Genomic DNA, 25,290 nt, shown 5'->3' on the forward strand with positions numbered 1-25,290 from the left:
ATCTCGTCTAGATAAATTAAGCTTAGTTTTTATAAGTACTGTAGGTTAATACCGTCAATTTTACCTAGAGCATAAAATGAACACGCAAAACCCTAAGGGTGAAAAAGCTGTTCAAGAAAAATTCTCTGTGATAACAAAATAAATAAAAAGGCCTAATTTAAGGCCTTTAAAACTTACTTATTGTAATACTCACGATACCACTCAACAAAAGCCTGTACGCCTTGTTTAACTTCAACCGCAGGCTTATAACCCGTTGTAGCAAACAAGTCATCAGTATCTGCATATGTCATGTAAACATCGCCAGCTTGCATTGGCATAAAGTTTTTCTTAGCTTCTACACCTAATGATGCTTCTAGTGCTTCAACATAGTCCATTAATTTAACGGGACTACCATGACCAATGTTATAAATACGGTATGGTGCAGAACTGGTCGCCGATGAATTAGCTTCAACCGTCCACTCAGGATTAGGCTGTGGAATCACATCCTGAATACGCATAACACCTTCAACAATATCATCGATATAAGTAAAATCACGGCTCATATCACCATTGTTATAGATATCAATTTCTTTACCTTCCATGATGGCATTAGTAAATTTAAACAATGCCATATCGGGGCGTCCCCACGGACCATAAACCGTGAAGAAACGTAAGCCAGTGGTTGGAATACCGTAAAGATGAGAATAGCTGTGCGCCATCAGTTCATTGGCTTTTTTAGTTGCCGCATATAAAGACACCGGATGATCAACACTATCATCCGTATCAAAAGGCATTTTTTGGTTTAAGCCATACACAGAACTAGATGATGCATAAACCAAGTGTTCGACTTTATGATGACGACAGCCTTCAAGGATAGTCAAATAGCCAATTAAGTTACTATCACCATAAGCCATTGGATTATCTATTGAATAACGTACACCCGCTTGACCAGCGAAATGGATCACACGATTAAACTGCTGTTCCGAAAATAAGCCAGCCATCCCTTCTCGATCAGCAATATCCATTTCAATAAATGTAAAATTTGGGTGCTCAATACGGGTTAAACGTGCGTGTTTAAGTGTCACATCATAATAATCATTAAGATTATCAATACCAATCACTTGATGGCCTTGTGCACATAAGCGCTCAGTAACCGCACTACCAATAAAACCAGCAACGCCGGTCACTAAATATTTCATTTTTCAGTCCTTAATATATCTATAAATTTAGATGGCAATAATAACAATATTTATACTTACTTTTGATCAAAAAAAGTGAACCCATCGTTAACTAAAAATGAATAAACACTCATTTAACACTGACACTTACCACAAAAAACAGTGGCTCGCTGACCCAGCTTAATGTCCGTTAAAGGTTCACCACAACGCGGACATGGTTGACCCCCTTTGCCATAAACTTGCAGCTCTTGTGCAAAATACCCAGGCTTACCATCAGCATTTTTAAAATCTTTTAAAGTCGTACCACCTTGAGCGATCGCTTTTTGTAATACGATTTTTATTTCAGACACCAATAGTTGTAATTGTACGATTGAGACTTTTCCTGCGGGACATTGTGGGTCAATCCCCGCAGCAAATAACGATTCATTGGCATAAATATTACCGACACCCACAACAATATGATTATCCATAATCAACAATTTAATTGCTTTACGCTTTCCTTTCGCCTTTGCAACTAAGTAATCACCATTAAAATCATCACTGAGCGGCTCTGGGCCCATTTTCTCTAGCACCGCGTGGCTTTCACCTGCCAGTTGCCATAACCACGCTCCAAAGCGACGAGGGTCGTTATAACGCAGTATTTCACCACTGGCTAATACCACATCAACGTGATCATGTTTTTCTACAGCTGAACCTGCGGGCAAAATACGTAAATTACCCGACATACCAAGATGGACAATCGCATATCCAATATCGGTTTCTAATAATAAATATTTTGCTCGGCGCGTAACCTTGCGGATCACTTGGCCTTCAATATTTTTAATCGCGTCAGGGATTGGCCATCGCAATCTCGAATTACGAATAATAATTTCAGTAACCACTTGTCCAACAACATGCGGCGTGATCCCCATTCGAGTCACTTCGACTTCCGGTAATTCAGGCATCTTTATCTTGCTCCAATAATAATTATAATTTTGAAGATAATCGCGGAAATAAAAAATCAGCATCAACGGTTACAGCAAGCCATTGCCCAGCGCCATTATTAAATAGCCAAAAATGGGGTAATTGATAGGCAGTGATCCGTTGCGGTTGAGAATAACCAACCAACCATGCTTCGACTGTACGAGGGGGTTTCAACTGACTTTTTAATGAAACTAACTGTTGTTCGCTCACCTCTGTCCCCGCTAACGTTTGCCAACGCGCGATAAAAGTAGCGATATCCAATGTTATCGAAGGATTACTTTCCCAACCCGCCACTGAATGTTGAAAAGCCATTTTAGGTAACAACAATCGTTGAATAGTTCGATCCTGAGCAAATAATGGAATCACCGCTGACGATGGGACTGACGCTACAGGCGTTATTAGGCGAGCACGAATAAGCCCTGGAAGCTGTATGACGGCAATAAAAGCCAAAACACCGATAATGATAACGTTATTCCATCCGCGTCGCGTTAACCGCATGCTCAGACGCTCCTATGCGTATTTACTGATAGTGATTAAGATAACATTGCCATCATCAATAACAACAGCCAATTATGTTCTTGTTGAATGTCGGTAATTAAAAATAGAAAAAAAGCAGGAAAGCAGGAAAGCAGGAAAGCAGGAAAGCAGGAAAGCAGGAAAGCAGGAAAGCAGGAAAGCAGGAAGAGTATGTGGAATTTTAAATATAAAAAAACCCAGCTAGGCTGGGTTTTTATCAAAAAATTTAAAATCAATTACTTGATTTTAGCTTCTTTGTAAAGCACGTGCTGGCGAACTACTGGATCAAATTTCTTGATCTCAAATTTGCCTGGCATGTTGCGCTTGTTTTTGTCGGTAGTGTAGAAGTGGCCTGTACCAGCTGATGATACTAGACGGATCTTCTCACGAATGCCTTTTGCCATTGTTCAAATTCCTCTAAACGTTCTCGCCGCGAACACGCATCTCTGCAAGAACGATATCAATACCTTTCTTATCAATGATACGCATACCTTTAGCGGTAAGACGTAGTTTAACGAAGCGTTTTTCGCTTTCTACCCAGAAACGATGAGTTTGCAGGTTCGGCAGAAAACGACGCTTGGTGGCATTACGTGCGTGTGAACGGTTGTTACCCGTTACAGGACGCTTACCAGTTACTTGGCATACTCGGGACATTACTGTCTTCTCCAAATCGTTTCGCTCGATATCTACCATGGAAATTTAATGTAAAATTCAATTTTACATATAACCACAGCTATCAAAGGTCGCGCATTATACTAAGTCAAAACCAGTTGCTCAAGTCCCGAGCAGATCCTTTCTCACTTTTTTTACCGAAAATTGTCTATTTTATAGCCAACCGCGCTCGGCAAAGGAAATAACATCCCCCTCACCGACAACAAAATGATCCAGAACACGAATATCGACTAAAGCCAGCGAATCGCTGATCTTGCGGGTTATTCGATGGTCAGCCTGACTAGGTTCAGCAACGCCTGATGGGTGATTATGCGCTAAAATTAACGCTGCTGCATTAAGTTCTAGTGATCTTTTTACAACTTCGCGTGGATAAACGCTCGCACAATCGAGTGTTCCTTCAAATAATACCTCCCCTGTGATCACTCGATGCTGATTGTCTAGGAATAGGATATAAAAGGCTTCACGCTGTTTATGGCGTAGTTTTTTAACTAAATATTGGCGGGTATTTTGTGGGTTTGTGAGCACATTATCTTTTTTTAAAATTTCTTCTAAATATCGGTCTCCCATGGCCAAAACGGCCTGTAAAAGTGCAAATTTTGCTGGACCCAAACCTTTAACCTGACAAAAAGTCTCTTTATCCGCTGCAAGCAAAGCGCGTAAAGAGCCAAATTCTTGCAATAAATACGTCGCCAGTTCTAACGCATTCATGCCTTTTATTCCAGTACGTAAAAAAATAGCTAATAATTCGGCATCAGTTAGCGCATTGGCACCATGAGATAATAATTTTTCTCGTGGTCGCGAGGCTAACGGCAATTGCTTAAGCGACATATTCCCTCCTTGTATTGATATTTCACTAGCAAAACAGGCTATCGCTTTTATACAACCCAGCAACCAACGTTCCTGAATGCGCCTCCAAAGTTTATGATGAATACTTTGTCTTACAACTGTAGAACCTCGACATGATCACTTCTAAAAATAAAACGAGGGATTGCAAGCAATGACCATTTATACGTTTGATGCTATCGTATCTGCCAAATTTACAGGCTTCTAGACACAGGCAAAACCATGCAAACACTGGCAGGAAAAAAAATCCTTCTCGGCATTAGCGGCGGTATCGCTGCCTATAAATGCGCAGAACTTACTCGTCGTTTAATCGAACGCGGTGCACAAGTCCAAGTCGTAATGACCAAAGCGGCACAAGAGTTCATTACCCCGTTAACAATGCAAGCTGTGTCAGGTAATCCAGTTTCAAGCAGCTTATTGGATCCTTCTGCTGAAGCATCTATGAGTCATATCGAATTAGCTAAATGGGCTGACCTTGTTTTGTTAGCCCCAGCAACTGCAGATTTAATTGCTCGAATCAGTGCGGGCATGGGTAATGATTTACTATCAACATTGTGTCTAGCTACCGACGCTGCTATTGCCGTCGCACCAGCCATGAACCAACAGATGTACCGCAATGTCGCCACCCAAGAAAATATTGCGACTCTGCAACGTCGTGGATTGATGTTATGGGGACCAGCCAGCGGTGAGCAAGCATGTGGGGATGTTGGCCCAGGGCGAATGTTAGAACCAATGCAACTGGTGCATCATTGTGAAGATTTTTTTCAACAACCCGATCTTAGTGAACTAAATATTGTTATCACTGCAGGACCGACCCGTGAGGCGATTGATCCGGTACGTTACTTAAGTAATTACAGTTCAGGCAAGATGGGCTTTGCGATTGCCGCCGCCGCCGCTAAACGTGGGGCTAATGTCACATTAATCAGTGGGCCAGTTAACCTTACGACACCAACTGGCGTAACTCGAATTAATATTAATAGCGCCGTTGAGATGCAACAGGCAGCATTAGCTTGCGCAGTAAAGAATGAAATATTTATTGCTTGTGCCGCCGTTGCTGATTTCCGTCCAGCACAGGTTGCAGAACAAAAGATGAAAAAGCAGCCTGGTAATGAAGAGATGGTAATTCAACTAGTAAAGAACCCCGATATCGTTGCCTCTATTGCAGCGCTAATAGAACAACGTCCCTTTACTGTTGGCTTTGCTGCTGAAACCCAAAATGTAGAGCATTATGCTCGTGGTAAACTCACCACTAAAAATCTCGACCTTATTTGTGCTAATGATGTCTCCGTCCAAGGCCAAGGTTTTAATAGCGACACTAATGCACTCCATTTATACTGGCCTAACGGCGATAAAGCATTACCATTAGCCACCAAAGCAGATCTCGGCCAACAATTAGTTACCGAAATTGTTGCCCTTTATCAACACGCCACGCACTAGAGCATAATTATGAATACTATCGATCTTAAAATTCTTGACCCTCGAGTGGGAACAGAGTTTCCATTACCCGCGTATGCAACCACTGGCTCTGCTGGGCTTGATTTACGTGCATGTCTTGATCAAGCATTAACCGTTGCACCAGGTGAAACCCATCTTGTCTCAACGGGGTTAGCGATTCATATTGGCAATCCTCAGCTTGCAGCAACAATTTTACCGCGCTCAGGCCTTGGCCATAAGCATGGCATCGTCTTAGGTAACCTAGTTGGACTTATTGATTCAGATTACCAAGGTCAATTAATGGTGTCAGTTTGGAACCGTGGTGATACCACCTTTACTATTGAACCTGGCGATCGTATTGCACAGCTCGTTTTCTTACCTGTCGTACAAGCGCAGTTTAATATCGTGACCGATTTTGACGATGCAAGTCAGCGTGGTGAAGGTGGTTTTGGTCACTCAGGCCGTCAATAGTTTTATTTAAATCAATAACTGCCGACGCTATACCTTTAATGTATAAAATGGTTTTGATGATAAAATAACCAATAATGTTTAAGTACAAAGCGCGACTATTGAGAGTTGCGCTTTTTTTGCGGATAAACTGCATACATTTACCATCGATCGCTTTTCACGACGCAACGGCATCGCTAAGATAAGCGGGGTTCATGCTGTCCATGGACAGTCTCATTTTGTAAAGGAACGATAATTCATGGCTGGCACCAAAAAAAGCAATCGCCGCGAAGAGATACTTCAGTGTCTTGCTCATATGTTGGAATCAAATCAAGGAAGCCAACGTATTACCACCAAAATGCTGGCGGCTAATGTTGGGGTCTCGGAAGCTGCACTCTATCGCCACTTCCCAAGTAAAGCACGGATGTTTGAAGGCCTGATTGAATTTATCGAAGATTCAATTATCACCCGTATTAACCGCATTCTTGATGACGAAAAAGATACCCTTACTCGTCTGCGTATGGTGCTACAACTAATCTTAATGTTTGGTGAACGTAACCCGGGTCTAAGTCGCATCATGACTGGACACGCATTAATGTTTGAACAAGATCGCCTACAGTCTCGCATTAATCAATTATTTGAACGAATTGAATCACAATTACGTCAAATACTGAAAGAGCGTAAGTTACGTGAAGGCAAAGGCTTTCCTGTTGAGGAATCAATCTTAGCGGCTCAGCTACTCGGTCAAGTTGAAGGTAGCCTTAGCCGTTATGTTCGTTCTAGCTTTAAATATAAGCCAACCGAAAACTTTGATGATTACTGGCAACTGCTTAGCGGCCAGTTAGGTTAACCACACCAACAAACCCACTATAAAAGCACCATAAAAAAAGCGAGAGTCCATTGACCCTCGCTTTTTTATTACCGCTTACGGATTAAACCACTATCACACGCCATATTGAGTACGGTACGCGGTGACAGATGCTAAATGTTGTTCCATATCCGCTTGTTCGCTTAAGTAGGTGACGACATCCCCTAGCGATACAATTGAAATCACGGCACAACCAAAGTCACGTTCAACTTCTTGAATCGCAGATAATTCACTTTGGCCTTTTTCTTGGCGATCAATTGCGACTAATACGCCCGCTAAATCAGCACCGTTCGCTTTAATGATTTCCATTGATTCACGAATGGCCGTTCCTGCGGTGATCACATCATCAACTAACATAATACGACCGACAAGATCACTCCCAACAAGATTGCCACCTTCACCATGATTTTTAGCTTCTTTACGGTTAAAGCAATATGGCGTATCAATATCATGGTGATCCGCTAATGCCACAGCCGTCGTCGTTGCAATGGGGATCCCTTTGTACGCAGGGCCAAACAACACATCAAATTCAAGCTTGGCGTCAACCAATGCTGCAGCATAAAAACGGCCTAGACGCGCAAGATCACGACCAGTGTTAAATAATCCCGCATTAAAGAAATACGGACTCTTACGGCCGGACTTCAGAGTGAACTCACCAAACTTCAATACACCTTTCTCTAGGGCAAATTCGATGAACTGACGCTGATATGCTTTCATTGTGGCTCCTTAAAACGACTTTCGTGTTTTACAATATTGAAATGGAAGCAACCTTTACATTACGGCTAAGCATGTAAAACTGTTGCGGCTAAAAATTACGACTATTCCTATAGCCAATAAAATTTAGATAAAAAAAAGCGGCTCCAATAGGAACCGCTTAATCATTAATTTTCTAAGACTTGTTTTTGCATCGATATAATCTCGGTTATACCGTCTTTGGCCAGTGCGAGCATTGCCAACAACTCTTCATGACTGAACGCCTCACCTTCGGCGGTCCCTTGAATTTCAATCATCTTGCCATCTTCGGTCATCACTACATTCATGTCAGTTTCAGCGGCTGAGTCTTCAAGATATTCAAGATCGCAAATTGGCTCGCCTTTATAGATACCAACAGAAACGGCAGCAACCATTCCTTTAAGTGGGTTTTTCTTAATCATACCTTTTTCAAGCATATAATTAATTGCATCAACCAACGCTACCATTGCACCCGTAATAGAAGCAGTTCGTGTACCGCCATCAGCTTGAATCACATCACAATCAATAGTGATCATTTGCTCGCCAAGGACTTTTAAATCAACCGCTGCACGTAAACTACGCGCAATCAGACGTTGAATTTCCATGGTACGACCGCCTTGTTTACCACTGGCAGCTTCACGACGATTACGAGTATGCGTTGCACGTGGCAACATGCCATATTCTGCAGTCACCCAACCTTGGCCTTTACCTTTAAGCCAACGCGGCACATTTTCTTCAACACTAGCAGTACAAATTACTTTGGTGTTGCCAAATTCAACTAATACTGAACCCTCAGCATGGGCTGTATAATTACGAGTAATAGTGATTGGACGTACCTGAGTGGCACTTCTTCCGCTTGGACGCATCGGGATTTCCCTTTGGCTGGATGATATTAACCAGCGATTATAGCGACATCTCAATCCCAGTGCACGAGAAACCCACGGCTATAACGATGGATTCAACCTTGTTTTGCATTTACAACAGTAGCCCACAATGGACGATTTCGCATATAATGATAAAACTCGGTTACGACGCACCGCTATCGTTATTAACAGACCAGACTTACCATTGAATATGCTAAATCTAGCCGTCGAAACCATTATAACTAAAAGGTCACAAGCCAATGATCCATAGTATGACTGCTTATGCCCGTCGCGAAGTAAAAGGCGATTGGGGTACTGCTGTGTGGGAAATCCGCTCAGTAAACCAACGTTATCTTGAAACCTACATTCGTATGCCAGAGCAATTCCGTAGCCTTGAGCCAGTATTGCGTGAACGTTTTCGTAAACGTTTAGCGCGCGGAAAAGTTGAATGTAATCTTCGTTATGAAGCTAATATTGCGGGTAATGCTGAATTAACTATCAATGAAGCATTAGCAAAACAAGTGATTAATGCGGCACGTTGGGTAACAGAAACCGCTGGTGAAGGTAATATTGGTCCATTTCAGGTGCTTAACTGGCCGGGAGTGATGGAAGCACCAGAACAAGATTTAGATGTAATTAATAAAGATTTATTAACGGGCTTTGAGCTCGCAATGGATGACTTTATTGCCGCGCGTGCAAGCGAAGGCGACAACATGAAGCAGTTGATCGATCAACGTTTAGTCGCAATTTCAACAGAAGCTATCAAAGTACGCACTTTAATGCCGCAAATTATGATTTGGCAACGCGAGCGTATTATGTCTCGTCTTGATGAAGCTAAAGTTGATCTTGATAGCAACCGCCTAGAGCAAGAACTGATCATGCTGGCACAAAAAAGTGATGTTGCTGAAGAACTTGATCGCCTTGATTCACACGTAAAAGAAACCAATAAAATTCTTGCTAAAGGTGGCGCATGTGGTCGTCGTCTTGATTTTATGATGCAAGAATTTAATCGTGAATCAAACACATTGGCATCAAAATCAATCAATACTGACGTCACAGCATCTGCGGTTGAACTAAAAGTATTAATCGAGCAAATGCGTGAGCAGATTCAGAACATTGAGTAAATAATCCTGACTCAAGCTTTCCAAGCTGAGGATATATCTGCTTGGAAAGTGGTTTAAAAATGTCGTCTTATTGTAAAACCTCATCAAAGCCAGCTAGGCTTAAGTTAAGTTGACATAATAAAAAGATGAATTTTTAAGCAATCAGCTAATTTCAATTATGCGCAGATCGTGATAATCTTCGCGCCCTTCTATCACTGAGTGAAAATAGGCAATGAGCAAAGGTACTCTATACATCGTGTCGGCCCCAAGTGGTGCTGGTAAATCAAGTTTGATTAATGCCCTTCTTGAAACTAATCCGACCTATGACATGAAAGTATCCGTGTCCCATACGACCCGTGGCATGCGCCCGGGCGAGGAAAACGGCGTTCATTACAATTTCGTTAGCGTAGAAGAATTTACTGACTTGGTAGAACAAGGTGCATTCCTTGAGCATGCCGAAGTGTTTAGCAATTATTATGGCACTTCTCGTCCATGGATTGAGCAGCAATTAAATAAAGGTATTGATGTCTTTTTAGATATCGATTGGCAAGGTGCACGTCAAATTCGTAAACTAATGCCTCTCGCCAAAAGCTTGTTTATTCTACCTCCGTCAAAAGAGGAATTGGAGCGTCGACTTAATACTCGAGGTCAAGACAGCGAAGCCGTTATTGCCCGTCGTATGGAAGAAGCACGTTCAGAGATATCACACTATAACGAATACGATTATGTGATCGTTAATGATGATTTCGATGTCGCGTTAATTGACTTTAAAGCAATTATTCGTGCAGAACGATTGAAGCAAGACAAGCAAACTGCTAAATATAGAAGCATGTTGACTGCGCTACTAGCAGATCAGTAAGTTATTTTGTACAATTTTCTATCCCTAATTTAATAACCACTGGAGCCCTCCATGGCACGCGTAACTGTTCAAGACGCTGTTGATAAAATTGGTAATCGTTTCGATCTGATTCAAATTGCTTCTCGCCGAGCACGTCAACTGCAAACTGGTGGTAAGGAACCATTGGTTCCTGCAGAAAATGACAAATACACAGTAATTGCACTTCGTGAAATCGAAGAAGGCCTAATTACTAAAGATATCCTTGATGCTCGCGAGCGTCAGGAACTGCAAGAGCAAGAAGCAGCTGAATTAGCTGCGGTAAGTGCTATTGCTGGCGACCATCACCGTTAATCAGGAAACCAGGCATTGTATCTTTTTGATAGCCTGAAAGAAGTCGCAACCAAGTACCTGTCGGAGCCTCAACTTGAGGTGCTTCGGCAGGCTTATCTTGTTGCTCGCGACGCCCATGAAGGCCAAACTCGTTCAACAGGCGAGCCTTATATAATCCATCCAGTTGCGGTTGCCCGTATTCTGGCAGAAATGCGTCTTGATATTGAAGCACTGATGGCAGCCTTGCTGCATGATGTGATTGAAGATACCGAGGTCACTAAAGAGGATTTAGCCTGCCGTTTTGGCGATACCGTTGCCGAATTGGTTGATGGCGTATCTAAACTCGATAAACTAAAATTCCGCGATCGCAAAGAAGCACAAGCTGAGAATTTCCGTAAAATGATCATGGCCATGGCACATGATATTCGGGTGATTCTGATCAAACTTGCCGATCGTACGCATAATATGCGCACGTTAGGGGCTTTACGTCCTGATAAACGCCGCCGCATTGCTCGCGAAACCCTTGAAATATACTCTCCGCTTGCCCACCGCCTTGGTATCCATAACATCAAATCTGAACTTGAAGAGCTTGGCTTTGAAGCGTTATATCCCAACCGCTACCGCGTTCTAAAACAAGTCGTCGCAGCAGCCCGTGGCAATCGCAAAGAAATGATTCATAAGATCCACGTAGAAATTGAGGGTCGCCTTAACGATGCGGGGATAGCAGCAAAAGTATCTGGCCGCGAAAAGAATTTATACTCTATCTATAACAAGATGAAGAATAAAGAACAGCGCTTTCATTCGATCATGGACATCTACGCTTTCCGCGTATTAGTCAACGATCTTGATACTTGCTACCGCGTTTTGGGTCAAGTACATAACCTGTACAAACCACGCCCAAGCCGTGTGAAAGATTATATCGCCATTCCAAAAGCCAATGGCTATCAGTCACTGCATACCTCATTGGTAGGCCCTCACGGGGTACCTGTTGAAGTTCAGATTCGCACTGAAGACATGGATCAAATGGCAGATAAAGGTGTAGCAGCTCATTGGACTTACAAAGACGGTGAAACCCCTGGTACTACCGCCCAAATTAAAGCCCAACGTTGGATGCAAAGCCTACTTGAATTACAGCAAAGTGCGGGAAGCTCATTTGAGTTTATCGAAAATGTAAAATCTGATCTTTTCCCTGATGAAATTTACGTTTTCACCCCTAAAGGCCGTATTGTTGAATTGCCCGTCGGTGCAACCGCAGTTGATTTTGCCTATGCTGTACATACTGATATTGGGAATACCTGCGTCGGCTCTCGTGTTGATCGCCAGCCTTATCCATTAAGTAAACCACTTAAAAATGGCCAAACCATCGACATTATCAGCGCCCCTGGTGCTCGACCTAATGCCGCATGGCTTAACTATGTGGTCACTTCACGTGCGCGCACTAGAATTCGTCAAGTTTTAAAAACCATGCGTCGTGATGAATCAATAACTCTCGGTCGTCGTCTACTCAATCATGCCTTAGGTGGCGTGAGTATGCAGACTATCGCCCCAGAAAACATCACTAAAGTATTAAGCGATCTTAAACTTGAAACAATTGATGATTTACTGACTGAAATTGGTTTAGGTGAACTGATGAGTGTGGTGATTGCGCGCCGATTATTGGGTAACGCCGACGAACTAACAGCGAAAAGCAGCGATCGTCGATTACCAATTCAAGGGGCTGATGGTATTTTACTAACCTTTGCTAATTGCTGTCATCCGATCCATGGCGATCCAATCGTTGCCCATGTAAGTCCAGGCAAAGGCTTAGTGATTCACCGTGAAGAATGTGCCAATATTCGTGGTTATCGAAAGGAACCCGATAAGTACATGGCGGTTGAATGGAGCGAAGGTATTGAACAAGAGTTTATCACTAACCTCAAAGTCGATATGCAAAATCATCAAGGTGCTTTAGCCGGTTTAACCAATACTATTGCTGCAACTGGCTCTAATATCCAAGGTTTATCGACCGAAGAAAAAGATGGCCGTTTGTATACAATAACGGTACGTCTAACCACCAAGAGCCGCGTGCACTTAGCTAATATTATGCGTCGTATTCGTATTATGCCGGATGTAGTGCGGGTTGCTCGCCAAAAAAATTAACCTTATCTGCGGTTAATGATCTTAATAAAACGCCCACTTATGGGCGTTTTGTGTATTTGGCTTTCAATCCATATTATTATAACGTTATTCTTATTTTCGCAAATAGCATAACAATATGACCCCTGATCGCTTTCAACGTATCCATCAAGTCTTAGCCACTCGCCAACCTGATCTCACCGTATGTATGGAAGAAGTGCATAAACCCAATAATGTCTCAGCGATTATTCGCACCGCCGACGCTGTTGGGGTTCACAAAGTGCATGCCGTGTGGCCAAAAGAAGCAATGAAAGTATTAAGCCATACCTCAGCGGGAGCCCGTAATTGGGTTGAACTTGAAATTCACGACACCATGGTCAATGCTATTAGCACACTAAAATCCCAAGGTATGCAAATACTCGCCACTAATTTATCGACCACTGCAGTTGATTTTCGTGATGTTGATTACACAAAACCGACGGCGATTATTCTCGGTGGCGAAAAAAATGGGATCACGGCTGAAGCATTAGCACTGGCAGACCAAGACATCATTATTCCAATGGTTGGCATGGTACAGTCACTCAACGTGTCAGTTGCCAGTGCCTTAATTCTCTATGAAGCACAACGCCAACGCCAAAATGCAGGCATGTATGATCGCACCACCACCTTGCTTGATGACAGTGTGGTTAATCGCATTTTATTTGAACGTGGTCATCCAGTATTAGCCAATGTTGCCAAACAGAAAAATCTACCGTATCCACAATTAGATGATCAAGGCCAAATTGTTGCCGATGAACAATGGTGGGCGGCAATGCAAGCAAAGAAAATTAAACGCCCAGTAGCAACTAGCGCAATTAAAAAGGATTAACCATGAGCGGACAACTCCTCAATACTGTCGCCCTCACCGAACTAACTGGTATCGGCGCAAAAATGGCAGAAAAACTGCATAAAATCGGACTTAATAATGTCCAAGATGTGCTATTTCACTTACCATTACGTTATGAGGATCGTACCCGTATTTGGCCAATTAATCGCGTTGCGCCTGGGCAATTTCTAACGGTTCAAGGTGAAGTCAGCCATTGCAGCATTCAATTTGGCAAACGCAAAATGCTGACCGTAAAAATTGGCGATGGTACTGGTTCAGTCACATTAAAGTTTTTTAATTTTAATGCTGCGATGAAGAATAGTTTTAGTGACGGTAAACAAGTCAAAGCCTATGGCGAAATCAAAGGCAGCCAATTTGGACTTGAAATCATTCATCCTGATTACCGCCTTTTTTCAGAACCAACAGAACTCAGTGTTGAAGAAACCCTCACGCCGGTATACCCAACCACTGATGGTTTACGCCAAACCACATTACGTAATTTAACCGATCAAGCTTTAGCGCTGCTTGAAAAATCAGCCGTAACAGAGTTACTTCCCGCAGGGCTATACGACCAACAAATGACGCTGGCACAAGCGCTACAATTGATGCATCGTCCTACCGCTGACATTTCATTAGAACAACTTGATGCAGGTAAACATCCAGCTCAAAAACGACTGATTTTAGAAGAATTGTTAGCCCAAAACTTATCAATGCTAGCGCTACGCAGTAAAGGTCAACAACATCAAAGCTGGTCATTTTCTCCCCAAGACACTCTCAAACAACAACTATTAGCGAGCTTACCGTTTACCCCAACAGGCGCACAGCAACGAGTAGTGGCCGATATTGAAGCGGACCTTGCTAAATCACAACCAATGATGCGCTTAGTACAAGGGGATGTAGGTTCGGGTAAAACCTTAGTCGCAGCCCTTGCCGCTTTACGTGCGATTGAACATGGTTATCAAGTTGCATTAATGGCACCAACGGAATTATTGGCAGAACAACATGTTGCCAACTTTAGCCAGTGGTTGAATCCAATGGGCATTGGTGTTGGTTGGATGGCAGGTAAACTTAAAGGCAAAGCGCGTGAAAAAGAATTAGTACGTATCGCTAATGGTGACGCCAAAATGGTGGTGGGAACCCATGCTTTATTTCAAGACCAAGTGGTATTTAATAACCTTGCCCTGATTATTATCGATGAACAACACCGTTTTGGTGTCCATCAACGGCTTGATCTCCGCGAAAAAGGCGCAACGAATGGATGTTATCCACATCAATTAGTGATGACAGCAACGCCGATCCCCCGCACCTTAGCCATGACCGCTTATGCCGACATGGATACCTCGGTGATTGATGAGTTACCGCCAGGTCGAACCCCAATTCAAACGGTAGCGCTACCGGATAGTCGTCGTCCGCAAATTATTGAACGTATTCGCGCCGCATGCCAACAAGAAGGCCGCCAAATCTATTGGGTGTGTACTTTAATTGATGAATCGGAAGTACTTGAAGCACAAGCAGCATCCGATACTGCCGATGAATTAACGCGGTTATTACCAGACATCAAGGTTGGCTTAGTCCACGGTCGAATGAAACCCAAAGAGAAACAAGCCATTATGGCAAGCTTCAAAGCGGGTGAAATTGATTTGCTGGTCGCAACGACAGTAATTGAAGTCGGGGTTGATGTTCCCAATGCCAGCTTAATGGTAATTGAAAATCCAGAACGGCTTGGATTAGCCCAATTACACCAACTACGAGGTCGAGTCGGTCGAGGTGAAATCGCCAGTCATTGTGTATTGCTTTACCATGCGCCACTAACCAAAACCGCACAAAAACGATTAGCGGTATTACGTGAAAGCAGTGATGGCTTTGTGATCGCAGAGCGCGATCTTGAAATTCGTGGCCCCGGTGAATTACTGGGAACGAAACAAACTGGTATTGCTGATTTTAAAGTGGCTGATTTGATTCGTGATCAATACTTAATTCCCCAAGTCCAAAAATTAGCCCGTCATATTCACGACCAATATCCTGATAATGCGATTGCAATTATCGATCGTTGGATTGGTCAACGAGAAAATTACTCTAACGCTTAACGCTTCTTTCATCACGGTTATAACAACCCAAAGTCATTAACCGTGATTCATTTCCTCTTTATATTTAGACCTACCGACCGCAATGATTAAAAACAAAGCAAACGATTGCTATTTTTCAAAAGATAACTACAATAGCCGCAAATTTACGCCACTTTAATCTCTGCCAGTGTTGATTTGGTTCTGAGTAACAGCAATCACAGACCACCGCCAACAACACAATCAATCGCCCATTCAGCGCGAATAATGGATACCAGAGAACCAGTTAGGATCATCTATGACTCAGCATCACACTAGCGTAACGCCAAGAAATTCTGACCTTGTTTACCGTTTAGATGATAGACCACCGTTGCCACAAACGCTCTTTGCAGCGACTCAACATTTATTGGCAATGTTTGTCGCAGTTATCACACCATCATTGATTATTTGTCAATCACTAGGCTTACCAGCAAGTGACACCAATACCATTGTCAGCATGTCATTGTTGGCATCAGGCATCGCTTCTTTTATCCAAATTAAAACCTTTGGCCCTATTGGCTCAGGGTTACTGTCTATTCAAGGTACTAGTTTTAATTTCTTAGGCCCAATCATTGGCGCAGGCTTGGCACTCAAAGCTGGCGGAGCAGATATTCAAACCATGATGGCGGCTATTTTTGGCACCATTATTTTTGCCGCTTTTACTGAAGTGTTTATCTCTCGCATTTTACAACACGCCCAGCGCATCATTACGCCATTAGTGTCTGGTATTGTGGTGACATTAATTGGTTTAACCTTAATTCAGATTGGCCTAACCTCGATTGGTGGCGGCTACAGTGCAATTGCCGACGGTAGCTTTGGCAGCCTTGATAATCTGATGCTTGCAGGGACGGTGTTAGGTTTTATTGTGTTACTTAACCGCTTTAAAAACCCTTACTTACGCGTGTCATCCATTGTTATCGCAATGGCAGCAGGAACATTACTGGCGTGGATGTTAGGCATGATAAATACCAACATCACCAGCACGAATCCGTTAATTGCGATTCCAATGCCAATGCAATATGGCCTTAGTTTTGATTGGGGATTGTTAATTCCGTTAATGATAGTATTTGCGGTGACTTCCCTTGAAGCCATTGGTGATATTACGGCGACCTCTGAAACCTCGGAGCAGCCAGTAAAAGGGCCGCTATATCTAAAACGAATCAAAGGGGGCGTACTTGCTGATGGTCTCAACTCGGCAATGGCGGCAGTGTTTAACAGCTTTCCAAACTCAACCTTTAGCCAAAACAATGGCATTATCCAATTAACTGGCGTAGCGAGTCGTTATATCGGCTACTTTGTCGCAGGAATGCTAGTACTGCTGGGACTATTCCCTGACGTAGCCAGTCTGGTTCAATTGATTCCAGAACCAGTATTAGGCGGCGCAACCATCGTTATGTTTGGCACCATTGCTGCGTCTGGCATTCGTATTATTTCTCGCTGTCATCTTGATCGCCGTGCAATTTTAATCATGGCATTGTCTTTTTCAATGGGATTAGGCATCGCCCAAAAACCTGAAATATTGCAATTCTTACCTGAGATTATAAAAAGTATTCTCTCTTCAGGCATGGCCGCTGGCGGTATTACTGCGATTTTATTAAATATCATTTTGCCCGATGATAATGCTGAGCCTCTCGATCTGATTGACGAAGAAACAGCTACCGAAAACTAATTATTACCATCATTAAAAAAGCCCGTATCAAAATGAATGCGGGCTTTTTATACGACGTTATTATGCTTAAGAAACGCACTTACACCATCACTGTTTTACTTTATGTAATGGCAAACTAATCTCAACTCTTAGACCACCTTCACTACGATTACGTACTGAAATAACCCCTTCATTTTGATCAATGATCCGTTTCACAATCGCCAGCCCTAATCCAGTACCTTCCGTTTCATTACCTCGCGCAGAGTCACCACGAGTTAATGGCTGAAACATCTTTGTTACCTGATCAGGGGCGATACCCGGTCCATTATCTTCAACACAAAACCAAGCTGATTTACGATCAACTGATGCGCCACTAGAAAGCTTAACCCAACCATTACCGTACCGTTGCGCATTAATAATCAAATTTGCAACTGCTCGTTTAAGTGCAACTGCATTAGCTGAAACTATGCCTGGAATCGGAGTTAATTGCTGTTCAATAACGTTGCCATAACTGCCTTCAGTATACGCAACATCTTCTAACAACAGATTAAGATCAACATCTTCTTCATCTTGTTTTTTAGTCGATTTCAAATAATCCATAAATTGACTAATAATGGCGTTACATTCTTCAGTATCAATAATCATCGAGTCGGCTAAGTAACTGTCCTCAGGTGACATCATTTCCGTTGCTAATCGAATCCGCGTTAATGGTGTTCGCAAGTCATGACTAACGCCTGCCATTAATAAAGCACGATCATCTTCAAGCTGTTTAATCCCTTGTGACATCTGGTTAAATGCCTTAGTTACTGAGCGAATTTCAGATGCACCTTGCTCAGGCAACTGTGGTGGCGTTTCACCACGTCCCACTTGCAATGCTGCTTGTTCCAGCTCGACTAACGGCCTATTTTGAATTCGAATAAACAACCAGCCGCCCGCTATTACAAGAAAAGCAATAATTAGGCTATAACGAAATAAAGGAGAAAAATCATCTTCTTGCAGTTCTGATAACGGGATTCGCATTAAAGAATTTGGCATCGCATCAGTTCTCATCCACAGTACATAACTATGGGCACCTAACAATAACCGCACATCCGTTGGTGAATGTAATTCACGTGACATTTCTTCACTCAAATAACTAATATGAGTGGCATCATTAAATTCTGCTGCACCTGGAGAATTAGGGGCATGTAACGTCACGCCTAATTCTTCAAGTAACTCTCGTCGAATGGGGCGATCAAGATGGACAGTTTGACCATCGGCCATCTTAATGTTTTCTTTCAGCATCAACTTTACTTCGTAAGCTAAAATACGATTAAACTGCTGAATACTAGGAAGTAGCGCATAATTGACGATGGTCAGATACGAAAAAATCTGGCTTGAAATTAACAAGCCAGCTAATAATATCAGTGTTCGCGCAAAAGTACTTTTGGGCGATAACCGCATGGCTTACGCCTCACTACCATCAGGAACAAACACGTACCCTAAACCCCATACTGTTTGAATATAACGTGGGCGACTAGGATCTTCTTCAACCATACGACGCAGACGTGAAATCTGCACATCAATTGAACGTTCCATTGCTGAATATTCACGACCACGGGCCATATTCATTAACTTATCACGTGACATGGGCTCACGCGCATTGGTCACTAATGCTTTTAATACCGCAAATTCACCCGATGTCAGTGGCATTGGCGCATCGCCACGGAACATTTCACGCGTACCAAGATTAAGACGGAATTCACCAAACTCAATCACTTTACTTGAAATACTTGGTGCACCTGGTGCTTCAATGGTTTGACGACGTAATACGGCACGAATACGCGCTAATAATTCACGCGGATTAAACGGTTTAGGCAAATAATCGTCGGCTCCTACTTCAAGCCCAACAATACGATCAACTTCATCGCCTTTTGCCGTTAGCATCAAAATAGGTAGCATATTGTTAGCACTACGTAAGCGACGACAAATAGATAAGCCATCTTCACCGGGTAACATTAAATCTAATACCATCAGGTGAAACGTTTCACGTGCAAGTAAACGATCCATTTGCTCGCCATTAGCAACGCTACGTACTTGAAATCCCTGTTCAGAAAGATAACGCTCAAGTAATGCACGTAAACGCATGTCGTCATCGACCACTAATATCTTATAATTTTCCTTCATTTTTCACCTTCATCGATCACGATAGCGTAGTGTTACTAAATGTACGTAAGTCGTAATAACTAACGCTTAATTTGATTGTAGAGTGGCAATAATCACCAACACACAATAATCACTACATGTTATAAATTATAACATGCTAATTATTATCATGATTGTGTTATTAGTATTGTTATAACGTTTAACAATTACCCTTTTTATATGCCTTTATAGCATGGCGATTCAACTCTGAACACTACTTTACCTGAGAGATTAATTTACGATACACACAAGGACACTTCTCGCCGTACTTACGCTATTTACAATTAATTCCTTCAGCGAATTAGTCCTCTTTAAAGGGGCGCAATTTATCATTATGCTACTTTCTATTTTGCACTATCGATGATAGAACAATGCCAAACTATCGTGCGAGAATGATGATGAGAACCAATTTAATCACCCGTGAAGGTTTTACTAAATTAGAGCAAGAATTAGATTATTTATGGCGTGAAGATCGTCCTGAAGTCACTAAAAAAGTCACTTGGGCTGCAAGTCTTGGTGATCGCAGCGAAAATGCCGACTATCAATATAATAAAAAACGGCTGCGTGAAATTGATCGCCGAGTTCGCTTTTTACGAAAACGTTTAGAAGCCGTTAGCGTGATTGATTACTCCCCTCAACAAGATGGCAAAGTATTTTTCGGTGCTTGGGTCGAAATTGAAAATGAAGCAGGAGAACAAAAAACCTTTCGCATTGTCGGCCCTGATGAGATTTATGGTCGTAACGATTACATCTCGATTGACTCACCAATGGCACGCGCGTTATTGAGCAAACAAGTTGACGATGACACGATAGTAACGACGCCACAAGGTAAAAAAACATGGTTTATTAATCATATTCGTTATCAAGATTAACCATGATCACAATCACCTAAAATCAGTTGTTTTAACACACTCTTCACCGCGGTTGACTTGCCAGATCAAGATTCAGCCGTAAAATGGAAGCTTAACGATCAACAAGAGATATCAACGGATGAGCAACGCTATCAACCAACAGATCGCCACCGAACTGAATGTCCGCACCGAACAAGTCAATGCGGCAGTCACCCTACTTGATGATGGTAATACGGTGCCATTTATTGCCCGTTACCGTAAAGAAGTCACTGGTGAATTGGATGACACCCAACTACGTAATCTAGAATCACGTTTAGGCTACCTGCGTGAACTCGATAGCCGCCGTCAGGTGATTTTAAAATCCATTACAGAGCAAGGTAAGCTAACAACAGCATTAGCCGCTGAAATCAATAATGCTGACAGTAAAACTCGCCTTGAAGATCTCTATCTACCTTATAAACAAAAGCGTCGTACTAAAGGTCAGATTGCTATTGAAGCAGGCATTGCCCCCCTTGCTGAATTGTTATGGAACCAACCACAACATTCACCAGAAACAGCGGCTGAGCAATACTTAAATCCAGAGCAAGGCTTTGCTGATAGTAAAGCGGTGTTAGATGGTGCGCGTGCGATATTGATGGAACAATTTGCGGAAGATGCGGCACTACTTGAAAAAATTCGTCGTCAATTAAATACGTCTGCAGAACTTACCTCTCGAGTCATTGGAGGGAAAGAACATGATGGTGCTAAATTTAAAGATTACTTTGACTATAATGAGCCGATTAAAAACATTCCGTCCCACCGTGCGCTAGCATTATTCCGTGGCCGTAATGAAGGTTTCTTACAACTATCACTCAATGCTGATCCCAATAAAGACGAAGCCGTTCGTAGCTCATATTGTGAAATCATTATTGCTGAACATTATAAGGTTACCCTTGGCTCACAAGCTGCCGATGCGTGGCGTAAACAAGTGATCAGCTGGACATGGCGTATTAAGATTTTAATGCACATGGAAACCGAGCTCATGAGCATTTTGCGTGAAAAAGCCGAAGATGGTGCAATTCAAGTTTTTGCAGATAATCTGCATGATTTATTAATGGCAGCGCCCGCAGGTCCACGAGTAACGCTAGCACTTGATCCCGGTTTACGTACGGGTAGTAAGATTGCTGTCGTCGATGAAACAGGTAAGGTTTTAGATACTGCGACCATTTACCCTCACCAGCCGCATAATAAAATCACTGAGTCAGCCAAAGTAGTTGTAGCGCTGATTAACAAGCATAACGTTAACTTAATTGCGATTGGTAATGGCACTGCTTCACGTGAAACAGATGCGTTTGTCGCGAAGCTTATTAAAGATAATCAGCTTAAAGTACAAAGTGTGATGGTCAGTGAAGCCGGTGCGTCGGTTTACTCAGCATCAGAATTAGCTGCAAAAGAATTTCCTAATATGGATGTGTCTATTCGCGGCGCAGTATCAATTGGCCGTCGTCTACAAGACCCATTGGCAGAGCTAGTTAAAATCGATCCTAAATCAATCGGTGTTGGCCAATACCAACATGATGTTAGCCAAAGCATGCTTGCGAAACGTTTGGACGTCGTCGTTGAAGACTGTGTAAATGCCGTCGGTGTAGATGTAAATACAGCATCAGCCGCGTTATTAACCCGTGTTGCAGGACTAAATGCCACCATCGCACAGAACATTGTTAATTACCGTGATGAAAATGGTCGCTTTGATGCGCGAACCGCCCTTAAAAAAGTCGCTCGTTTAGGGCCAAAAGCGTTTGAACAATGCGCGGGTTTCTTACGGATAATGAACGGTAAAAATCCACTAGATGGCTCAGCCGTTCACCCTGAATCTTATGCCGTAGTCAAAACAATATCAGCAGCCAACAACAAGCCTGTTGACGCGATTATTGGTAACAGTGACTTTTTGCGTAACCTTAAAGCCATTGATTATACCGATGCACATTTCGGTTTACCGACAGTAACAGACATCATTAGTGAGCTAGATAAACCTGGGCGAGATCCACGTCCTGAGTTCACCACCGCTACTTTTGCTGATGGCATTAATGAAGTAAAAGACTTAATTCCGGGAATGGTATTAGAAGGTGTGATCACCAACGTAACCAACTTTGGTGCTTTTGTTGATGTCGGTGTTCACCAAGATGGTTTAATCCATATCTCTGCCCTGTCTGATAAATTTATTTCAGATCCACGAGAAGTGGTTAAAGCCGGTGATGTGGTTAAAGTTAAAGTGATGGAAGTAGATATTCAACGCAAACGTATTGCGATGAGCATGCGTTTAAATGATGAACCTGGCCAAGAAAAGCCAAGTCGTCATCAATCAACGCCAGCACCTCGCCAGCAACCATCTCATCAACAGCCACGTCAAAACAACACATCTGCACCACAAAAGAATACCCCACCAATGGGTAACGCTTTTGCAGCTGCATTTGCTAAGGCCAAGAAAAAATAATAACCACTGATGTGATTATTACCCCCAACAGCCAGACATTTGCTCTGGCTGTTAATTTAGATAACGCTAAGATACTGCGTGGGTGGGTTGGGTAATGTTGATTGAGCGTAATGATGACTCACCACACCTTTAGTACGTTCACTGGCACTGATTAGCGCTAATTGTTGTAATAGCTCTCGGGGCAGTTCAATGTGCATCGAATAACCTAATGGCTGATCTGGTGTCACATAATTATCGAGAGATAAAACCTGCACAATCTGTGCTAAGTGTTGTTGGTAACCTTTAAAAAATTTAGTTTGTGGCTGGCTATAATTAGGATGATCACTCGGGTCCCAACTCGATTTATTACGCTGTTTCTCTTCTGCACTAAGGGCATTTTCAGCGGCGGCCTCCCTACTTTCAACAATCGGTACAATCTTTTCACGCACACGGTTATCCCGCGCGACTTGATCCGTTAATGGATTAATGGTTGTCGCTAATACTGGCGTTGTTGACTGTAATGGCGCAATCACCATAGTAGATAATCCATTATCACCATACCCTCAAGGTTGTTATACCACTCTACTAATGATATCGACCGCTCCCGTTAATTATTAACCTAAATCGACCACTATAAATCCAATTATCTGACGCAAAGCACTAAAACCAATCACGTCATAAAATTCTTTATTACCGTAATAAATTCATCCAAATGAGAAATAAACGGTGCATGAGATGCGTTAGCAAAAATATAACTCTGTGATTGAGGATATAACGCACCTAATAGCGGTTCAGTTTTAATCGGCACTAACGCATCTAAACGCCCATATAACCGTAACCATGGTTGTGATAACGCAGTTAGCGATTGGCGTAAATCAACGGTCTCTAATAATTCTAACCCTAGCGTTAAAGCCGCTAATTGCGGCTGCGGCCGAGATAACACCGCAGCTTTTAATTGCCGAATATCTTCTTTGGCGGTTTGACTACCCAATGCCTGTAAAACTAAAAACCGTTCAATAGTGAGCGCGAAATCGGTCACTAATTGGAGTTGAAAATTAGCCAAGACTCGCGGTTGAATACCCATCCAATCAGTTTGAGATCTAAAGCAAGGTGAACTCGCAACCGTGATCAATTGCGTTACCCGTTGAGGTGCAACCAAAGCGGCTTGAGTAGCAATAACCCCACCTAATGACCATCCTAACCACACTGCTTTTTCAGGAGCTTGCACTAATAACAGTTCGACAATGTCATTCAATGACGTCGCACTAACATTGCCGTTATCACCATAACCCGGAAGATCGCACCAATGAACGCAATAGTGCTGACTTAGTCGCGGGATCACATCTTGCCATACTCCTGTATTCATTCCCCATCCATGAATGAGAACCAGATCAGGTCCTTGGCCTTCACAATGCCAATTAAACTGTGATGTCATTTATACTTCCTTTCATCAATTACGAACGAGGGATAATGATGCCAAACAGAGTGCCATCGTGGCGAGATAATTTATATCATCACTTATTATTTCAGCACTGTTCACTATGCCAACTTCCCTTAACTGCATCTGAACATTTTTGGTGCCACCATTGCCTATCTCAGTTTCCATCTTCTCCTTATTGTCAACATTGTGGCACCACCACCTTAACCACTATTGAACATTGTGGTCGTTGCTTAACCTCCCCACCGCTATGGCATCGTCTCTATCGTTTAGGCGAATATCAACCACCATTACAACAACTAGTGCACCAACTGAAATTTTGTGGGAAATTTTGGTTAGCACGACCACTGGCACAACAATTAGCTCATCAAATTACTCAACCTGCACCACTATTATTACCCGTACCTTTACACTGGCGGCGTTATTGCGGGCGCGGTTTTAATCAAAGTCATCAACTCGCATTAGCCCTTGGGGCTATTTTAAATAGCCACGTTGATCACCATGCTTTTCAGCGTTTACGGCATACACAACCGCAACAACAGCTGACACAAATTCAACGGCAACATAACTTACACCATGCGTTTCGATTACGACCAATAATCTTGCCTGAACATGTCGCTATTGTTGACGATGTCGTCACCACCGGCGCTACAGTAGATCAATTAACTCGGCTGCTAATTCGACACGGTGTAAAACAAGTAGATATTTATACGTTATGTCATACTGAACAATCAGTTAGTTAATCTTGCACAAAAAAGACGCGCATTAATTAATAAAACGTGGTCAAATAAAAAATGTCGCTTTAGAGATGCGACAATGACTCACAAAGAGTAGAATAAATAAAACTTACTAAATCAGTCAGGTATTAC

The 25,290-nt window shown here is 42.6% G+C and carries 25 protein-coding genes; 13 read left to right on the plus strand and 12 right to left on the minus strand.

The window, feature by feature from the left end; all coding sequences use genetic code 11:
- Nucleotides 1-173 precede the first annotated feature (173 nt).
- The 6 genes from GLP24_RS09815 to radC form a co-directional block, all read right to left on the minus strand.
- The gene (locus tag GLP24_RS09815) at nt 174-1,178 is read right to left on the minus strand and encodes an NAD-dependent epimerase (RefSeq protein ID WP_232602843.1); all 1,005 of its coding nucleotides are present in this window, start codon (nt 1,176-1,178) and stop codon (nt 174-176) included.
- A 113-nt stretch (nt 1,179-1,291) separates the two neighbouring features.
- Nucleotides 1,292-2,101 carry a bifunctional DNA-formamidopyrimidine glycosylase/DNA-(apurinic or apyrimidinic site) lyase gene (gene mutM, locus GLP24_RS09820; protein WP_232578798.1) on the minus strand — a complete coding sequence of 270 codons (810 nt, stop codon included), beginning with the start codon at nt 2,099-2,101 and terminating at the stop codon, nt 1,292-1,294.
- 22 nt (nt 2,102-2,123) lie between these two features.
- On the minus strand, nt 2,124-2,618 hold the full coding sequence (locus GLP24_RS09825) for a hypothetical protein (RefSeq protein WP_232598252.1): 495 nt from the start codon (nt 2,616-2,618) through the stop codon (nt 2,124-2,126).
- Nucleotides 2,619-2,872: 254 nt separating this feature from the next.
- Complete coding sequence (rpmG, locus tag GLP24_RS09830) at nt 2,873-3,040, minus strand: 50S ribosomal protein L33 (protein WP_005371942.1); 168 nt, start codon at nt 3,038-3,040, stop codon at nt 2,873-2,875.
- 13 nt (nt 3,041-3,053) lie between these two features.
- Nucleotides 3,054-3,290 carry a 50S ribosomal protein L28 gene (gene rpmB / locus GLP24_RS09835; RefSeq protein WP_045031821.1) on the minus strand — a complete coding sequence of 79 codons (237 nt, stop codon included), beginning with the start codon at nt 3,288-3,290 and terminating at the stop codon, nt 3,054-3,056.
- A gap of 171 nt (nt 3,291-3,461) precedes the next feature.
- Nucleotides 3,462-4,136 carry a RadC family protein gene (radC, locus tag GLP24_RS09840; RefSeq protein WP_101768127.1) on the minus strand — a complete coding sequence of 225 codons (675 nt, stop codon included), beginning with the start codon at nt 4,134-4,136 and terminating at the stop codon, nt 3,462-3,464.
- A gap of 237 nt (nt 4,137-4,373) precedes the next feature.
- Between radC and coaBC the strand changes: the two genes are divergently transcribed.
- From coaBC to slmA, 3 genes are all read left to right on the plus strand, one after another.
- Nucleotides 4,374-5,588: a bifunctional phosphopantothenoylcysteine decarboxylase/phosphopantothenate--cysteine ligase CoaBC gene (gene coaBC / locus GLP24_RS09845; RefSeq protein WP_232615935.1), complete on the plus strand. Its 1,215-nt coding sequence runs from the start codon at nt 4,374-4,376 to the stop codon at nt 5,586-5,588.
- Nucleotides 5,589-5,597: 9 nt separating this feature from the next.
- Entirely contained in the window at nt 5,598-6,056 is a 459-nt protein-coding gene (gene dut, locus GLP24_RS09850; protein WP_101768129.1) for a dUTP diphosphatase, read from the plus strand.
- Nucleotides 6,057-6,291: 235 nt separating this feature from the next.
- Nucleotides 6,292-6,882: a nucleoid occlusion factor SlmA gene (gene slmA / locus GLP24_RS09855; RefSeq protein ID WP_045035899.1), complete on the plus strand. Its 591-nt coding sequence runs from the start codon at nt 6,292-6,294 to the stop codon at nt 6,880-6,882.
- Nucleotides 6,883-6,975: 93 nt separating this feature from the next.
- Here slmA and pyrE read toward each other — a convergent pair whose 3' ends face one another.
- Together pyrE and rph are read right to left on the minus strand one after the other, a co-directional pair.
- On the minus strand, nt 6,976-7,617 hold the full coding sequence (pyrE, locus tag GLP24_RS09860) for an orotate phosphoribosyltransferase (RefSeq protein ID WP_101768130.1): 642 nt from the start codon (nt 7,615-7,617) through the stop codon (nt 6,976-6,978).
- A gap of 164 nt (nt 7,618-7,781) precedes the next feature.
- Complete coding sequence (gene rph / locus GLP24_RS09865; RefSeq protein WP_101768131.1) at nt 7,782-8,498, minus strand: ribonuclease PH; 717 nt, start codon at nt 8,496-8,498, stop codon at nt 7,782-7,784.
- A 257-nt stretch (nt 8,499-8,755) separates the two neighbouring features.
- Between rph and GLP24_RS09870 the strand changes: the two genes are divergently transcribed.
- The 7 genes from GLP24_RS09870 to GLP24_RS09900 all read left to right on the plus strand — a co-directional run bounded on the left by GLP24_RS09870 (nt 8,756) and on the right by GLP24_RS09900 (nt 17,517).
- Nucleotides 8,756-9,619, plus strand: a complete 864-nt coding sequence (locus GLP24_RS09870) for a YicC/YloC family endoribonuclease (RefSeq protein ID WP_101768132.1) — start codon at nt 8,756-8,758, stop codon at nt 9,617-9,619.
- 211 nt (nt 9,620-9,830) lie between these two features.
- On the plus strand, nt 9,831-10,457 hold the full coding sequence (gene gmk, locus GLP24_RS09875) for a guanylate kinase (protein ID WP_101768133.1): 627 nt from the start codon (nt 9,831-9,833) through the stop codon (nt 10,455-10,457).
- Between the two features lie 51 nt (nt 10,458-10,508).
- Nucleotides 10,509-10,787 (plus strand): DNA-directed RNA polymerase subunit omega, encoded by a 279-nt coding sequence (rpoZ, locus tag GLP24_RS09880; RefSeq protein ID WP_101768134.1) that lies wholly within the window; start codon nt 10,509-10,511, stop codon nt 10,785-10,787.
- A 15-nt stretch (nt 10,788-10,802) separates the two neighbouring features.
- Nucleotides 10,803-12,905, plus strand: coding sequence for a bifunctional GTP diphosphokinase/guanosine-3',5'-bis pyrophosphate 3'-pyrophosphohydrolase (spoT, locus tag GLP24_RS09885; protein ID WP_232615936.1), 2,103 nt, complete (start codon nt 10,803-10,805; stop codon nt 12,903-12,905).
- A 115-nt stretch (nt 12,906-13,020) separates the two neighbouring features.
- Entirely contained in the window at nt 13,021-13,749 is a 729-nt protein-coding gene (trmH, locus tag GLP24_RS09890) for a tRNA (guanosine(18)-2'-O)-methyltransferase TrmH (RefSeq protein ID WP_232615937.1), read from the plus strand.
- 2 nt (nt 13,750-13,751) lie between these two features.
- A complete protein-coding gene (recG, locus tag GLP24_RS09895; protein ID WP_232615938.1) occupies nt 13,752-15,833 on the plus strand; it encodes an ATP-dependent DNA helicase RecG in 2,082 nt (693 codons plus the stop codon).
- 274 nt (nt 15,834-16,107) lie between these two features.
- The gene (locus GLP24_RS09900; protein ID WP_232598247.1) at nt 16,108-17,517 is read left to right on the plus strand and encodes a uracil-xanthine permease family protein; all 1,410 of its coding nucleotides are present in this window, start codon (nt 16,108-16,110) and stop codon (nt 17,515-17,517) included.
- An 87-nt stretch (nt 17,518-17,604) separates the two neighbouring features.
- Here GLP24_RS09900 and envZ read toward each other — a convergent pair whose 3' ends face one another.
- Together envZ and ompR are read right to left on the minus strand one after the other, a co-directional pair.
- Complete coding sequence (gene envZ / locus GLP24_RS09905; protein WP_152653782.1) at nt 17,605-18,939, minus strand: two-component system sensor histidine kinase EnvZ; 1,335 nt, start codon at nt 18,937-18,939, stop codon at nt 17,605-17,607.
- A 3-nt stretch (nt 18,940-18,942) separates the two neighbouring features.
- Nucleotides 18,943-19,662 (minus strand): osmolarity response regulator transcription factor OmpR, encoded by a 720-nt coding sequence (gene ompR, locus GLP24_RS09910; RefSeq protein ID WP_101768140.1) that lies wholly within the window; start codon nt 19,660-19,662, stop codon nt 18,943-18,945.
- Between the two features lie 416 nt (nt 19,663-20,078).
- Here ompR and greB point away from each other — a divergent pair, with 416 nt between their 5' ends.
- Together greB and GLP24_RS09920 are read left to right on the plus strand one after the other, a co-directional pair.
- On the plus strand, nt 20,079-20,552 hold the full coding sequence (gene greB, locus GLP24_RS09915) for a transcription elongation factor GreB (protein ID WP_101768193.1): 474 nt from the start codon (nt 20,079-20,081) through the stop codon (nt 20,550-20,552).
- Between the two features lie 118 nt (nt 20,553-20,670).
- On the plus strand, nt 20,671-23,004 hold the full coding sequence (locus tag GLP24_RS09920) for a Tex family protein (protein WP_232615939.1): 2,334 nt from the start codon (nt 20,671-20,673) through the stop codon (nt 23,002-23,004).
- A gap of 56 nt (nt 23,005-23,060) precedes the next feature.
- On the opposite strand, the gene GLP24_RS09925 is transcribed toward GLP24_RS09920, so the two are convergent.
- Nucleotides 23,061-23,519, minus strand: coding sequence for an ATP-dependent Lon protease (locus GLP24_RS09925; protein WP_101768142.1), 459 nt, complete (start codon nt 23,517-23,519; stop codon nt 23,061-23,063).
- Nucleotides 23,520-23,653: 134 nt separating this feature from the next.
- Nucleotides 23,654-24,418, minus strand: a complete 765-nt coding sequence (bioH, locus tag GLP24_RS09930) for a pimeloyl-ACP methyl ester esterase BioH (RefSeq protein ID WP_232576038.1) — start codon at nt 24,416-24,418, stop codon at nt 23,654-23,656.
- Nucleotides 24,419-24,453: 35 nt separating this feature from the next.
- On the opposite strand from bioH, the gene GLP24_RS09935 reads away from it, so the two are divergent.
- The gene (locus tag GLP24_RS09935; RefSeq protein ID WP_232615940.1) at nt 24,454-25,164 is read left to right on the plus strand and encodes a phosphoribosyltransferase family protein; all 711 of its coding nucleotides are present in this window, start codon (nt 24,454-24,456) and stop codon (nt 25,162-25,164) included.
- The last annotated feature ends 126 nt before the right edge of the window (nt 25,165-25,290 follow it).

The organism is Photobacterium carnosum, assembly GCF_021236965.1.
GTDB lineage: Bacteria > Pseudomonadota > Gammaproteobacteria > Enterobacterales > Vibrionaceae > Photobacterium > Photobacterium carnosum.

Excerpts from the sequence above, each read along its gene's own strand:
- GLP24_RS09815 (WP_232602843.1), bottom strand. The coding sequence starts at position 1,178 with ATGAAATATTTAGTGACCGGCGTTGCTGGTTTTATTGGTAGTGCGGTT.
- mutM (WP_232578798.1), bottom strand. The coding sequence starts at position 2,101 with ATGCCTGAATTACCGGAAGTCGAAGTGACTCGAATGGGGATCACGCCG.
- GLP24_RS09825 (WP_232598252.1), bottom strand. The coding sequence starts at position 2,618 with ATGCGGTTAACGCGACGCGGATGGAATAACGTTATCATTATCGGTGTT.
- rpmG (WP_005371942.1), bottom strand. The coding sequence starts at position 3,040 with ATGGCAAAAGGCATTCGTGAGAAGATCCGTCTAGTATCATCAGCTGGT.
- rpmB (WP_045031821.1), bottom strand. The coding sequence starts at position 3,290 with ATGTCCCGAGTATGCCAAGTAACTGGTAAGCGTCCTGTAACGGGTAAC.
- radC (WP_101768127.1), bottom strand. The coding sequence starts at position 4,136 with ATGTCGCTTAAGCAATTGCCGTTAGCCTCGCGACCACGAGAAAAATTA.
- coaBC (WP_232615935.1), top strand. The coding sequence starts at position 4,374 with ATGCAAACACTGGCAGGAAAAAAAATCCTTCTCGGCATTAGCGGCGGT.
- dut (WP_101768129.1), top strand. The coding sequence starts at position 5,598 with ATGAATACTATCGATCTTAAAATTCTTGACCCTCGAGTGGGAACAGAG.
- slmA (WP_045035899.1), top strand. The coding sequence starts at position 6,292 with ATGGCTGGCACCAAAAAAAGCAATCGCCGCGAAGAGATACTTCAGTGT.
- pyrE (WP_101768130.1), bottom strand. The coding sequence starts at position 7,617 with ATGAAAGCATATCAGCGTCAGTTCATCGAATTTGCCCTAGAGAAAGGT.
- rph (WP_101768131.1), bottom strand. The coding sequence starts at position 8,498 with ATGCGTCCAAGCGGAAGAAGTGCCACTCAGGTACGTCCAATCACTATT.
- GLP24_RS09870 (WP_101768132.1), top strand. The coding sequence starts at position 8,756 with ATGATCCATAGTATGACTGCTTATGCCCGTCGCGAAGTAAAAGGCGAT.
- gmk (WP_101768133.1), top strand. The coding sequence starts at position 9,831 with ATGAGCAAAGGTACTCTATACATCGTGTCGGCCCCAAGTGGTGCTGGT.
- rpoZ (WP_101768134.1), top strand. The coding sequence starts at position 10,509 with ATGGCACGCGTAACTGTTCAAGACGCTGTTGATAAAATTGGTAATCGT.
- trmH (WP_232615937.1), top strand. The coding sequence starts at position 13,021 with ATGACCCCTGATCGCTTTCAACGTATCCATCAAGTCTTAGCCACTCGC.
- recG (WP_232615938.1), top strand. The coding sequence starts at position 13,752 with ATGAGCGGACAACTCCTCAATACTGTCGCCCTCACCGAACTAACTGGT.
- GLP24_RS09900 (WP_232598247.1), top strand. The coding sequence starts at position 16,108 with ATGACTCAGCATCACACTAGCGTAACGCCAAGAAATTCTGACCTTGTT.
- envZ (WP_152653782.1), bottom strand. The coding sequence starts at position 18,939 with ATGCGGTTATCGCCCAAAAGTACTTTTGCGCGAACACTGATATTATTA.
- ompR (WP_101768140.1), bottom strand. The coding sequence starts at position 19,662 with ATGAAGGAAAATTATAAGATATTAGTGGTCGATGACGACATGCGTTTA.
- greB (WP_101768193.1), top strand. The coding sequence starts at position 20,079 with ATGAGAACCAATTTAATCACCCGTGAAGGTTTTACTAAATTAGAGCAA.
- GLP24_RS09920 (WP_232615939.1), top strand. The coding sequence starts at position 20,671 with ATGAGCAACGCTATCAACCAACAGATCGCCACCGAACTGAATGTCCGC.
- GLP24_RS09925 (WP_101768142.1), bottom strand. The coding sequence starts at position 23,519 with ATGGTGATTGCGCCATTACAGTCAACAACGCCAGTATTAGCGACAACC.
- bioH (WP_232576038.1), bottom strand. The coding sequence starts at position 24,418 with ATGACATCACAGTTTAATTGGCATTGTGAAGGCCAAGGACCTGATCTG.
- GLP24_RS09935 (WP_232615940.1), top strand. The coding sequence starts at position 24,454 with ATGATGCCAAACAGAGTGCCATCGTGGCGAGATAATTTATATCATCAC.